The 12,573-nt window shown below is 39.8% G+C and carries 10 protein-coding genes and 2 pseudogenes; 6 read left to right on the top strand and 6 right to left on the bottom strand.

Features of this window, described 5'->3' with window-relative positions; all coding sequences use genetic code 11:
• Positions 1 to 10 precede the first annotated feature (10 nt).
• Together RIV7116_RS14160 and RIV7116_RS14155 are read right to left on the bottom strand one after the other, a co-directional pair.
• Positions 11 to 892 (bottom strand): sterol desaturase family protein, encoded by an 882-nt coding sequence (locus RIV7116_RS14160; protein ID WP_015118974.1) that lies wholly within the window; start codon positions 890 to 892, stop codon positions 11 to 13.
• A gap of 154 nt (positions 893 to 1,046) precedes the next feature.
• The gene (locus RIV7116_RS14155) at positions 1,047 to 1,391 is read right to left on the bottom strand and encodes a hypothetical protein (protein WP_015118973.1); all 345 of its coding nucleotides are present in this window, start codon (positions 1,389 to 1,391) and stop codon (positions 1,047 to 1,049) included.
• 720 nt (positions 1,392 to 2,111) lie between these two features.
• On the opposite strand from RIV7116_RS14155, the gene RIV7116_RS14150 reads away from it, so the two are divergent.
• The 3 genes from RIV7116_RS14150 to RIV7116_RS14140 all read left to right on the top strand — a co-directional run bounded on the left by RIV7116_RS14150 (position 2,112) and on the right by RIV7116_RS14140 (position 4,793).
• On the top strand, positions 2,112 to 3,119 hold the full coding sequence (locus tag RIV7116_RS14150) for a sensor histidine kinase (protein WP_371261630.1): 1,008 nt from the start codon (positions 2,112 to 2,114) through the stop codon (positions 3,117 to 3,119).
• Between the two features lie 20 nt (positions 3,120 to 3,139).
• On the top strand, positions 3,140 to 3,772 hold the full coding sequence (locus tag RIV7116_RS14145; RefSeq protein WP_015118971.1) for a response regulator transcription factor: 633 nt from the start codon (positions 3,140 to 3,142) through the stop codon (positions 3,770 to 3,772).
• 544 nt (positions 3,773 to 4,316) lie between these two features.
• Entirely contained in the window at positions 4,317 to 4,793 is a 477-nt protein-coding gene (locus tag RIV7116_RS14140) for a CDP-alcohol phosphatidyltransferase family protein (protein WP_371261629.1), read from the top strand.
• Between the two features lie 270 nt (positions 4,794 to 5,063).
• Here the strand turns inward: RIV7116_RS14140 and RIV7116_RS14135 are convergent.
• Positions 5,064 to 5,406 (bottom strand): annotated as a pseudogene (locus tag RIV7116_RS14135) (type II toxin-antitoxin system HicB family antitoxin).
• Between the two features lie 51 nt (positions 5,407 to 5,457).
• A pseudogene (locus RIV7116_RS34510) lies at positions 5,458 to 5,586 on the bottom strand (hexulose-6-phosphate synthase); the annotation flags it as partial.
• 197 nt (positions 5,587 to 5,783) lie between these two features.
• Between RIV7116_RS34510 and RIV7116_RS14130 the strand changes: the two are divergent.
• Together RIV7116_RS14130 and RIV7116_RS33875 are read left to right on the top strand one after the other, a co-directional pair.
• Positions 5,784 to 6,152, top strand: a complete 369-nt coding sequence (locus tag RIV7116_RS14130) for a hypothetical protein (protein WP_232435803.1) — start codon at positions 5,784 to 5,786, stop codon at positions 6,150 to 6,152.
• Positions 6,153 to 6,806: 654 nt separating this feature from the next.
• Positions 6,807 to 7,229, top strand: a complete 423-nt coding sequence (locus tag RIV7116_RS33875) for a hypothetical protein (protein ID WP_052330814.1) — start codon at positions 6,807 to 6,809, stop codon at positions 7,227 to 7,229.
• 582 nt (positions 7,230 to 7,811) lie between these two features.
• Here RIV7116_RS33875 and RIV7116_RS14115 read toward each other — a convergent pair.
• Together RIV7116_RS14115 and RIV7116_RS14110 are read right to left on the bottom strand one after the other, a co-directional pair.
• A complete protein-coding gene (locus RIV7116_RS14115) occupies positions 7,812 to 10,946 on the bottom strand; it encodes a CusA/CzcA family heavy metal efflux RND transporter (protein WP_015118968.1) in 3,135 nt (1,044 codons plus the stop codon).
• Between the two features lie 5 nt (positions 10,947 to 10,951).
• Positions 10,952 to 11,566 (bottom strand): hypothetical protein, encoded by a 615-nt coding sequence (locus RIV7116_RS14110; RefSeq protein ID WP_015118967.1) that lies wholly within the window; start codon positions 11,564 to 11,566, stop codon positions 10,952 to 10,954.
• 311 nt (positions 11,567 to 11,877) lie between these two features.
• Between RIV7116_RS14110 and rppA the strand changes: the two genes are divergently transcribed.
• Positions 11,878 to 12,573, top strand: a complete 696-nt coding sequence (rppA, locus tag RIV7116_RS14105) for a two-component system response regulator RppA (RefSeq protein ID WP_044291821.1) — start codon at positions 11,878 to 11,880, stop codon at positions 12,571 to 12,573.

Here is a 12,573-nt window from a genome sequence, read left to right as displayed (position 1 = left end):
ATTGTTGTTGTTAGCGCAGCGTGTTCGTAGGAAATACCAATTGTTCATCGGGACTGCCTTTTTTGGTAAACTTCCACTCTGGAGGAGCAAATAGATAACAAAAGCGTTCCTTAAAAGAATTAGTAGAAGTTAAATCTTTGTATATTTCTATCCATTCATTAAAAACGACTTTGAAAGGATTATTGGATTTAATTGGATGAGTTAAACCGTAAACAGGAGGATTTGATGCTTCCTCGGCAGCAAAAGTACCAAATAAACGGTCAAATATAATTAAAACTCCACCATAATTACGATCTATATATGCTCCGTTAGAACCATGATGTACCCTGTGGTGTGATGGAGTATTCAAAAACCATTCTAAAATACCCAGCTTCGGAATTAGTTCAGTATGAATCCAAAATTGGTAAACCAAGTTTAAAGCTAGAGCGGTGATAACTGAAGAAGGTTGAAAACCAAGCCAAACAAGCGGTGCAAAAAATATACCCGCACCAGAGATAGCACCCGTCCACCCTAAGCGATAAGCTGCTGAGAAATTAAAATATTCTGGTGAATGGTGAACAACGTGAGTAGCCCAAAACCAACGAATGCGATGAGATGCTCGATGGTACCAATAGTATACAAATTCTAATGTTATAAATAGTAGTAGTAAATTCCACCAATTATCGAGAGAAATAGTTGATATCCGATGATTCCATGCAAATTCCATTAGAGCCGCAGCTGGAATAATGGGAATTAATTTAGATATGCGATTTCCAATCAAAATAGCCAGTGAAATCAAACTTTCTCGTTGTGAATACTTTTCTTTCTTCCAAAGCGCTATCAACAAGACTTCAATCACAATGGAAATTAAGAAAAAAGGAATAAATTTTAGAGTTATATCCGTGAAATTCATTTTTTTTGCCAGATGTAATTTTGATTATTTAGATTTAATGATTTGGATGACAAAGTATAGATGTACTAACCTGCAATACTAATTACTCAAACCCTTGATTACAGATTTGGGTGTTTATCATTGCAGGTCTACACCTAAGTATTGGAGTTAGAATTTAATTTCCGAAAGTGCGATTAGTAGTTTGGGTTCTACCATTAGCACCAGTGCGAGTTGTGCTTTGTACTCCGTCTCCGTAAGTGCGATTAGTGGCTTGGGTTCTACCATTAGCACCAGTACGAGTTGTAGTTTGCGCTCCGTTCCCGTAAGTGCGATTAGTGGTTTGATTTCTACCGTTATAACCAGTGCGAGTTGTAGTTTGCGCTCCGTTCCCGTAAGTGCGATTAGTAGTTTGAGTTCTACCGTTATGACCGGTGCGAGTTGTAGTTTGTCCAGCTAAAGCTGATGGTGAAAATGCAGTTAAGGTTAATCCAATTAAAGAGAGACTTAGCAGAGATTTCATGATTTTTACTTATGTTAATAGTTGGGATGATTTGAGGTTGCTTTGAGATTTTTTGAAGCAATCAAAATGTTTTTTGCTTTATTCTCTCAACCTCGATGTATACAACATAAGCTGGATAGCATCTTTAAAACATGAGTCAAGAGTCCTCAATTGAATAAGGACTAAAGTCCCTAATTTAATCATGACTAATGTTGCTAGTATTTAAAGCGGGTAGATAAGCTATATTTAGTAATTGTTTCAGAAGGCAGTCAAAATGAAGAATTTAGAATTGGTTCAATAAGCAAAAATCTATGTCCTCCGGACACTTATTTCTGTCTTAGCCTTTTTTAAATGTGAGTTCTTCTTCCTTCTTCCTTCGTGAATAAGTACGGATGAACCATAAAAAACAATATAAATCCCATGATTTATTTTATTCAGGATAGGAAATATCCTCTAAGATTTCTACTTTATTTAGAATGGATTTTATTAGGAATTTTAATTTTTAGTGAAGTTATAGCTTTTTCATTTAATATTTCTTCCATCTTGCCAAGAAATATATTTTTAAATATATTATTCTTATTTATATTTGGAATTATTGGTTTAAAGATACCGTCATATAATCAATTTAACAAAATCCTTTATACAGTCTTGGAATTTGGATTAATAATCATTGCTTCATTCGCTGGAGGAATTCTTCTAGTTGGGCTATTATATATTATTTTGATAGCTCGTAATTGTTTAATGTTCCGGAGTATAAGCCGTTATATACTTAATGGATTGGCTATAGTTTTATCTTTAGTTACACAACTTCAACGAATTAAAACAGTCCAAGATATTCAACCTTTAGCAATTGAACAACAATATGCTATTGCCATATTTGCTTCTGTCTTAACATTAGGAATTGGCACAATTTTCATGCAAATGGCAATTACTGCATTAGTAAATGAATTTCAAAGTCGGCAAAAATTAAGTCTTGCTAACGAACAACTCGCAATTGCGAATGCTCAATTAAGTCAATATGCTTTAAAAATTGAAGAATTAGCAACTGTACAAGAGCGTAACCGTATTGCTCGGGATATTCATGATTCTGTTGGTCATGCTTTAACAGTTTTAAATTTACATTTAGAAGCAGCAGTAAAAATATGGCAAACTGACCCTACTGAAGCTACAGAATTTTTAATTGAAGCCAAACAATTAGGTTCAAATGCTCTCAAAGAAGTTCGTCAATCAATTTCAACTTTACGTGCAGATCCATTCGCTGAATTATCTTTGGATGATGCAATCTTTTCTTTGGTTGAAGAATTTAAACGCTCTAGCAATATTTCACCAACCTGCTTAATAGACTTAAAATTACCTATTAAACCTGAAGTTAAAATTGCTATTCATCGGATTACTCAAGAAGCATTCACTAATATTTTTAAACACGCAGAAGCTACAGAAGTTAAAATTACGCTGAAAACTCAAAATCAAACATCTCAGGATTTACCCACAGACAGCACAATGAATGTCATTGGAATGCAAGGAAATAATCTCCAGATATTGCCAATTAGTAACGAGTCCGTAAATTCTAAGTCTAATACTTTACAGTTAATTATTTATGATAATGGTAAAGGATTTAAACCCAACCAAAATACAACCGGCTTTGGCTTGGAAAGTATGCGCGATCGCACTCTTGCTATTGGTGGTACTTTCAATATGGCAACAGCCCCAAATTTAGGATGTAAGATTACTGCAACCTTCCCAATATAAAATATAAATCCAAAATTAAGATGATTCGTTTATTATTAGTTGATGATGAAAATTTAATCCGTCGCGGACTCAAAGCCTTACTAAAATTAGAAAAAGATTTAGAAATAGTCGGAGAAGCAGATAACGGACAAACTGCAATTGATTCCATTCCCACTTTAAAGCCCGATGTGATTTTAATGGATATTCGGATGCCGATAATGGATGGTGTTGCAGCAACAAAAGAAATTACCAAAGCCTTCCCACAAATTAAAATTTTAGTACTTACTACTTTTGCGGATGAAGATTATGTCACCCAAGCATTACATTATGGTGCTGCGGGATATTTACTTAAAGATACACCTTCTGAAGAGTTAGCTCATGCAATTCGTTCTGTACATAAAGGTTATACCCAACTAGGACCAGGACTAGGTAAAGTCATGGCTGAAAAACTTCCAGTTTCTAAATCTCCACCACCGGGTTGGGATGAACTTACACCAAGAGAAATCGAAATTTTAAAGTTAGTCGCTAAAGGTTCAACTAATCGAGAAATTGCTGAGGCTTTGTATATTACCGAAAAAACCGTCAAAAATTATATGACTCGCATTTTCAATCGGTTAGATTTACGCGATCGCACTCAAGCTGCACTTGTGGCTAGTTCATTTTTTGGTAATTAAAGGTGAAAAGCTATGGACGCGAAAGCAACAGAAAGCCGGGAGCTATGACAACGGAGGCGAAGTAAAATCAGTATAAAGAATTTAGCAATATTTGGGTTATTGCTTCATGGTCTGAGAGCTAGTCAGGTTTGTGGCTTGAATATCGGAGATTATGATGGAATACGAGTGTTTAAAATATAATGTTTTTAAGCGGCATACCAAATTATTTTCTTAACGTTAGGGTGTAACTGAGTGCAAAAACGTGAGAAATGCCTTCACTTTGGCTGTCTGGTGTAAATCGACATGGGTTATTATCCAAAAAGGTATATCCCATTCTTGTTTATGGGGCGAAATTTCAATCAGTTCAGCATGCCTCTATGCTTTGTGAGTTGGAAAGAACCCAATGCCAATTAAAGTGGCATTTCATTTAAATTTGATATTTTGTGTCCTCGCCAAGGTCAAACTGACCAAGCATAAGCTAAATGCAATCTCTTGTAGAAGCAAATCTTTTTTTAGTAGATTACAACAGTAAATAGGAATTTAGAAGTAATCTTCCTTTCCATAAATGATAAAACTATCACATATTCCCAGCCTTTTAGTAGGAATGCGGTTTACAATTGCTCCTTTACTGGTTTTTGATGCTTTAGACCATAAAACCAGTTCTTGGTTTATCATCGGTTACATTATTGCAGTACTTTCAGATATTTTTGATGGTATTATTGCCCGTCGTTTAAAAGTTAGTACAAGTTTGCTTCGTCAAGCAGATAGCTGGGCTGATATTTGTTTATATTTGTGCGTAGCGATTAGCGCTTGGTTAGTCTATCCCCAAGTAATCATCAATTTTCGATTACCTTTATTATCTGCAATTGCTATCCAATTAATATTATTTGCGATAAGTTTAATCAAGTTTCAAAAATTTCCTAGTTTCCATACTTATACTGCTAAAGCATGGGGATTAACTCTATTGATAGCTACTGTAGGGTTATTTGGTTTCAGTTACGCGAATACTATGAAGGCTTCCGATTATATTTTGTTGGATTAATAGTTTGGAAGAAATTGCTATGACGTTGTTATTACCAATTTGGCAATGCGATGTTTTGAGTATCTTTCATGCAGTAGAGTTGCGTAAAGCATTAATGCTAGAAACAACCAGAACTTAAGCATAGTCCCCAAAGAATTGGGGGGTGAAAAACCTAATTAACTTTTCTTTAAATAGCTAAATATTCAACTTCAAGTCTTGTTTTGTGAACCAGAATAAATAAAAATATATCGTCCTATTTTGATTTTTTAATGCTTACTTGCCGTCTTAAAATCAAGAATTGGTATTCATTACTTTATCTGCTGCGATACTTAATACTTCATCCATCCAAGCATTAATACTTTTACCAGCTTTAGAAGCTGCTACAAAAATCTTGCGGTGATGATAAGAGTGTTGTACGAAAAGGAAGTTTTCCAGAAAAAGGTTTATCCGGTTCTTCTCCTAAGTCTTCACAAAAAGCAAGGTAATCATCTACGGATTTATGAAACTCTTGACGAGCTTCATCGACTGTTTTACCTTTAAATGTAACTACATCATTAATATCCAATACACGCTCAAAAATAATATCAGCTTCTACATCAACTTCTAAATTTGCACTATAACCTTTATAAGTCATCATAGTTTTAATTTTAAAACTTACTCATCATCATTTAAAAATGTTTATGACTCAAATATAAGAAGGTTTAATATCTGCCTTCAGTAAAAACTCTCGAACCGATTTGACTGCTCCTTTATCAGTTTCTTTTTCTGGGTGTGGTTCGTGAAATACAGCTTTGACATCGTTTAATTTCACCCTCCTCCAAACTCATTGGATTTTAAAATTAATTAATCTGCATCTTTCTTGTTCTAGTTTTGAGAAAGTAAAGTCATGATACCCAAACCCATAAGAGACAAGCGAGGTAAAGTAATGGGAGAATTTTATCCTTTACAAAAACATGAAATGAAATCTATCAAGCTTTACTACGACTGCACCATAACGGGAAGCTTACAGATTTGCTTACAGTTATAGACTGGCTAAAAGACCATGACTTACTCATGAAAATTGGCGGCAGAAATAAACTGGTATCGCTACTCGAACGCACGGTATCTGCGGTGAACATAGATGTATTAGCAGAGTTAGTTATGCATAAATACATTCGACGTAGGTTGATTAGGGTAAGTTATGAAATAAATGAACTAGCTCACCAAACACAGATAGATTTACTTGAAATTATTGAAGCTTCGCAACAAAAACTGTATCAAGTATCCAACGAGCAATTTCACACAAATACCGAACAGGCGGAGCGCTATCGCATATTATGCATACACGGACTTAGAATCAAACAAACCAATTTACCCAACAGGATTAAAAGAACTTGTTGACGCTCTCCTGCCTTCCAGGCGGGAGATTCACTTAGCAATGTCGCTGTTTATGCTAAGTTATCTCCGAACAAGCGGTCATTGTACAGCTACCAATGTTTGTTCAGAGTTCCCAGGCACCTTCCGTTTGCTCCGGGGAGCGGAACGTCTCCTTTTACCCTCTGTTGTTTCAGTGGTGGGCATTTCAAACAGTCCAAGCTGTTTGGGTTCCTGACAGTCCGCCAGTACCGATTTTTTAATTTTTACTCGACAACTAAGAGTCAAGCCTAATTCTTCTACACCGCGCTGTTTAAGAAGGATTTCCATCAGAGTCAAGTTGACGCGGCATTTCCCCAAAATGCGCCGGATTCCAACGGTCAGAATCAGAAATTACTTTCATTGCCGTTCTCCTATCTGTATTTGTTATGAAACTTTTGCACCCATTTAAACTTGTTTAGTTAGCTGAGCAAGATATATTTTCTCGCCATTTACGAAGCTGATGATATATTTCAAGTTGGTAGTCAAGGCGAATCTAAAGGTAATCAGATATGCCAGTATGACCCAAACAAGAAATCTTTAAAAATACGCGTACCAGTTGAGTTTGAGGCTGAGTTTGGTAAGTATGTCTGTGCTAATCTTGAGTTTGCTTACGGACAAGATTGTATAGAAGCTGCGTTAATGCGCCGTTCTGAGAATAGTAAAAATTTGGAAGTAATCCCCGCAGGTAAGGGTGAATCTCTTTCTTGGAGAATCTTCTTTAAAAACAATCGCTGGTACATAGCGGTTTGTGTGGAAGTCACAGAAGTTCTTTTACAATCCAAGCCAGTTAGATATGGCTGTATCGGAGTTGACTTTAATCCCGGCGTTATTGGTTGGTGCTACGTGGATTTCAATGGTAATACTGTAGCTAAAGGTCAGATAAAGCTTAACTTACATTCTCGCCGTTCCGGACAAGTCAAAGCTGAACTTTCTGATGCTATAAAACGCTTAATCTTGCTTGCGGAACTGTATGGTTGTGCGATAGTAATTGAAAACCTTTCTTTCTCTGCCAAAAAGAAACGTATGAGAGAAGAAGGTCGTAGATACGTGCTTATTGCTTAACTTCTTCGCTTACTCTACATTTAATGAGGTTTTACAATCTCAGGCGAGAAATAGAGGTATCCAAGTAATTAAAATTAACCCTGCTTACTCTTCGTTAATAGGATTAACCAAGTTTATGTCCCTGTACGGTATGAGTTCTGATACCGCCGCAGGACTAGTCTTAGCTCGTAGAGCTATGAGACTTAGCGAATCTGTACCTACCCATGTCGCTCTCCCGGCTGTGATGGTCGTTGGTAGACACGTATGGGCATCATGGTACAGAATTCATAAGTCGCTCGGTGCGGTTCGCCGACACGAGTTTTTTAACCAACAGGCGGCCTTCAGCGCACCTCAGCCATTACTCTACAAGCGGAAAGCTTGTGGAGGTGGGTTTTGCAGAAATGATTCCGGTTGAGGAACCCAGTGCAAGTCTGGGCTGTAATCCCGAACTAGCCGTTAAGGTCGGGTAGATGTACAGATATATCCAGATTTGGGTAGATTTGTAGACTTTTTAAGTAACGGTAGGCAGATTCCCGATCAAGTCTCTGCCTAGGAAATAGCTGCCTTCTTGATAAAAGTATTACTTTGTCAACAATCACAGTATTATCTGGATCGGGCTTGGCTAACCAAAACGGGTTTAGGCAGAGCTTGAGGCATCAACTGTTTGCCAAACTTAGCGTAGAGAGCCGGAATAACCAATAAAGTCAAAGCCGTAGAAGTAAATAAACCGCCCAAAACTACAATTGCCAAGGGTTGCAAAATTTCATTTCCTGCCCCACTAGCAATCGCCAAAGGCATCATCCCCAATGCAGAAGTGAGTGCCGTCATCAAAATGGCGTTAACTCGTTCTAAGGAACCGTTGACGATCGCATCTTTGAGGGGCATTCCCTGAGCAAACTTCTTGTTATAGTTGTCTACCAGCAATAAGCCATTGCGAACTGCAACGCCAAATAGCGTAATGAATCCAATCAAAGAAGCGATTGAAATCACACCACCACTCAAGGTAATGGAGACAATACCACCCACCAAAGCCAAGGGCAAATTGAGCATAATAGCGATTGTCGCACTGAGAGATTTAACGGAAAAGAACATTAATACTGCGATCGCGATTGCTGCCAAGATACTAAATACCAGTAGGTTATTAGTAGCACGCTGCTCCGATTCAAACTGTCCGCCATACTGAATGAAGTAGCCTAGTGGTAGTTTAATTTTCTGTTTAATTTGGGATTGAATATCACCGACAACACTGCCCAAATCACGTTCGGCAACATTTGCTGAGACAACGATTAGCCGCGACACATCTTCTCTATTGACAACATTTGCTCCCATGCCATATTCTATTTTTGCCACTGCACCCAACTGGATGGTTTGCCCAGTAGGGGTAATCAGAGGAATAGCACGAATGGCATCTAAACTGTTGCGAGCCTTTTGTGTTAAGGAGATAAAAATATCAATTAGCTGCTGGTTTTCTGCAACTTGCGATACTACACGACCATTCAGGGCAGTTTCCACAACATTTGACAACTGTGCCATACTCAATCCATAGTTAGCTGCTGCCGCCCTATCGTATTGAATTTGTACCTGACGAATGGGCAGTTGGGGTTCAAGCTGCAAGTCTACAACCCCAGCAATGGGTTTAATCGCATCTCGTACTTGTTCGCCAATCTGCCGTAGTTCAATTAAATCCGGACCAAAGATTTTCACGGCGATTGCACTTCTCACTCCCGACAGCACTTCATCCATGCGGTGAGAAATAAATCCACCAATGTTAGATGCCACACCAGGCAGTTTATTGAATTCCTGTCGCAATTGTTTAATACTGGCTTCTCGATTTTGGAGGGCGCTATCGCTCAGTTCCACATCTACATGAGCCACACTTACTCCAGCCCCGTCTGCGTCTCCTGGAACTCGTCCTACTCGCAATTGCACCCACTCATAAAGAGGATTATCTTTGAGCGCACTCTCCAGTGCCAACCCAGCCCGATTAGTCATATCAAGGGAAACACCTGGAAACAAAACCATTGAATTGACCAATGATTTCTCCTGAAATTCCGGGAGAAAAACTCGTCCCAGAGAGGGAACAATCGCAACAGCAGCAACCAAGGCGGCAAGTGATATACCCAGAATGATTTTAGGTAATCGCAGCGATAGATTTAGCAACGGACGATACAACCGTTCTGCCCAGCGCGAAATGAATGTACCTTCTTGCGGTAGGGTTTGGTTTGCCAGTAGAATTGCACAGAGGGCAGGAGAAAGGGTCATGGCAACCAAAGTAGATGCACAAATTGAGAACAAATACGCCAAACCCATCGGTGCAAAAATGTTGCCCTCAACACCCGTCAAGCTAAAAATTGGTGCAAACACCACTACGATGATTGCCGTAGAAAAAGTCACGGCTAACCGCACTTGCACTGATGTATCATAAACCACCTCAAAGGGATGCTTGGGGTTGCCCTGGGCTTGATTGTTACGGAGTCCGCGATAGCAGTTCTCCATGTCTACAATTGAGTCATCCACAACTGAGCCAATGGCTACAACTAATCCCCCCAAGGTCATAGTGTTAATACCCAAGCCAAAGGCTTTCATGAACATTAAGCCAATTAACAGTGATAGAGGAATTGCACTGAGAGTAATTACGGCGGTGCGCCAATTCATCAAAAATAACAGCATAATCACCGATACAATGACGATGCCTTGAATTAGAGAACTACTGACATTGCGAATGGCAGTATCAATAAAGTTAGATTGCCGGAACGTCCGCGCCACCTGCACATCAGGGGGAAATGTCCCCTGCAACGATTGCATAACCGCTTCTACTGCTTTTGTCACTGTAGGAGTATCAACCTGCTGTTGCTTGTTGATCATCATCACAACAGCTGGTTGCCCATTAAAACTAGCATCTCCTCGTTTGTGTGCTGCACCCGTTTTTACTTCCGCCACGTCTTTGAGCAAAATCGGTTTACCATTTTGCACTTTTACTACAGATTGCTGCAAGTCTTCAACTGATTTCACCTGCCCAATACCGCGTACCAATAGTTCTTGTCCGCCGCCAATCAGGAATCCACCGGGTGCGTTAGAATTTGCATCTTTGGCAGCATTAGTAACTTCTGTCAGCGAAACCTTGAGCGTTCGCAGTTTTTCTGGGTCAACTAATACCTGCTCCTGCCGTTCATCACCGCCGTAGACTGTAACTTGAGTAACTCCTGCTACGGACAAAATTTGGTTGCTCAGAGTGCTATCTACCAGGCGGCGCAAATCCATTAGCGAGGTTTTCCCCTGCCCATTTACAGTAAAGGCATACTGCAAAATTGTACCTAACGGCGATGCCAACGGCGAAATCTCCGGCGGATGCACACCTTCAGGTAATTGATTTGTCACCTGTCCAAGTCGTTCTGTAACAGATTGCCGCGCTTTGTAAATGTCGGCATCCTGGTCAAATACCACCTGCACCATTGACAGCCCGACTTTAGAGGATGACCTGACTGTAGTTACCCCAGGCAAACCATTTACCGCACTTTCAATCGGCACAGTAATTTGTGATTCCACTTCCTCCGGCGCTAGTCCAGTTGCTTCGGTTTGAATATCCACCTGGGGAGGCGCAAATTCCGGAAATACATCCAGGGGCATTTGGGTTAAACTGAAGACTCCCCATAAAGTCACTAAAATCGCACAAGCAACAATTAGCCAACGCTGGGCAATTGAGTTTTTAAGAATTTTGTTCAGAATGGAGTTAAACATTTTTTTCACAAATCTCCATTCTTTTTACGCTTGCCAGCCATAAAGGCAGCTATTCCCCCAACAAGCACCACTCCACCACCAACTCCAGCTAAAATCCCCATTGGCAATCCGCCCTGCTCAGTCGTTTCAACAGTTTGTGAAACAAGATTAGCGGCTTTTTCGTTACTATCAGCTTGGGTAGTGGCGATTGCCTTTGGGGTGGTAGTTGTATCGGCGGTTTTGGTTTTGCGAGATTCGGCATAAAGGGACAAACTACCTTGGGTAACGAGCTTTTCCCCAACTGATAATCCTTTAGTCACTGCGATTAATTCGCCTTCAGTTACACCAGTGGTAACTTCTACCGGCTCATAAAAATTCTCATATTGAACAAAGGCTATTTTTTTACCATCGGCATCAACCAATGCCGTTACCGGAACCATGACAGCAGAACCCGCAGTAGCAGCGATGGGTGTAACAACAATACCTAATATTTGGTCGGTTTCGGCATTGACTTTCACGCGATTAATGCCGCCCTTTGCCTCAAATTCATCACCATGTCCAGCATGAGCAAACACAACTGTGGGCGCTAAAATGGTTAAACTAGCTGCAAGAATGGAACTCATTAATAAAGAAAATTTCATGATTGCTCCTCATTGGGGAAGACAGGGTTAAAATAATTAGTAATATCTGCTTACCTGCTTCGGGTAAGCAAGCTGAACACAGACGCTTAGTCTGACGGCTCACTGCGTGAACGCGCTTTGTCATTTAGTGGGAGCAACGGTTTAAAATCCCCGACGCAAAACTTGCTGCTTGTAGAAACTGGGGACTTTTAATCCCAGATTTAATTAAACAAAAGCTCCAGATAGTTTATCAAAGGCCAGATGAAATCCAGGTGAAATGGCACACGTTTTTGTAACATCAAGCTAATATGTATGTTGATTCCGCTGAAACAATGCGAATTTTACTGGTAGAAGATGAAGCGGATTTGGGATTGGCGATTAAGCAAGTCCTAATTAGCGAGAGATATATTGTAGATTGGGTTACAGATGGCACTCAGGCATGGCTGTGCCTGGAAAACCAGTGGACAGATTATACGGTTGCTATCTTTGATTGGCTGCTTCCCGATTTATCAGGGCTGGAGTTATGTCAGAGGCTAAGATTGCACCAAAATCCTTTACCAGTACTGATGCTCACTGCTTTGGGTCAGCCTGAGAATCGAGTTACAGGGCTGGATGCGGGAGCCGATGATTATTTAGTCAAACCGTTTGTGATGGAAGAGTTGCTAGCACGGTTGCGGGCACTTCAAAGGCGATCGCCTCAATTACAATCGTCCACCTTAACTGTTGCCGGATTTACCTTGGATGCCGCAAACAATCTGCTACAAGTGAATTCAGACACATCCACTCCCCAAGATATTCCCTTAACCACTAAAGAATTTCAATTGCTAATGTATTTGATGCAGAATCCCAATCGGATTATTCCTGGTAGCAAATTGCGGAATCAACTTTGGGATATGGATGAAGAGCCAATTAGCAATGTGGTTGCGGCTCAAATGCGTTTACTGCGTCGGAAGTTAGCAAATCACGGTTGCTCCTGCCCAATTGAAACTATTCCAGGTGCAGGTTATCGCTTAAACTGCCAAATTTAA

The organism is Rivularia sp. PCC 7116, assembly GCF_000316665.1.
Classification (GTDB): domain Bacteria; phylum Cyanobacteriota; class Cyanobacteriia; order Cyanobacteriales; family Nostocaceae; genus Rivularia.
This window is presented reverse-complemented; position numbering and strand designations above follow the sequence as displayed.

Coding starts and splice junctions, on each gene's coding strand:
- RIV7116_RS14150 (WP_371261630.1), top strand. CDS start 2,112: ATGTTCCGGAGTATAAGCCGTTATATACTTAATGGATTGGCTATAGTT.
- RIV7116_RS14140 (WP_371261629.1), top strand. CDS start 4,317: ATGATAAAACTATCACATATTCCCAGCCTTTTAGTAGGAATGCGGTTT.
- RIV7116_RS33875 (WP_052330814.1), top strand. CDS start 6,807: ATGCGCCGTTCTGAGAATAGTAAAAATTTGGAAGTAATCCCCGCAGGT.
- RIV7116_RS14155 (WP_015118973.1), bottom strand. CDS start 1,391: ATGAAATCTCTGCTAAGTCTCTCTTTAATTGGATTAACCTTAACTGCA.
- RIV7116_RS14115 (WP_015118968.1), bottom strand. CDS start 10,946: ATGTTTAACTCCATTCTGAACAAAATTCTTAAAAACTCAATTGCCCAG.
- RIV7116_RS14110 (WP_015118967.1), bottom strand. CDS start 11,566: ATGAAATTTTCTTTATTAATGAGTTCCATTCTTGCAGCTAGTTTAACC.
- RIV7116_RS14145 (WP_015118971.1), top strand. CDS start 3,140: ATGATTCGTTTATTATTAGTTGATGATGAAAATTTAATCCGTCGCGGA.
- RIV7116_RS14160 (WP_015118974.1), bottom strand. CDS start 892: ATGAATTTCACGGATATAACTCTAAAATTTATTCCTTTTTTCTTAATT.
- rppA (WP_044291821.1), top strand. CDS start 11,878: ATGCGAATTTTACTGGTAGAAGATGAAGCGGATTTGGGATTGGCGATT.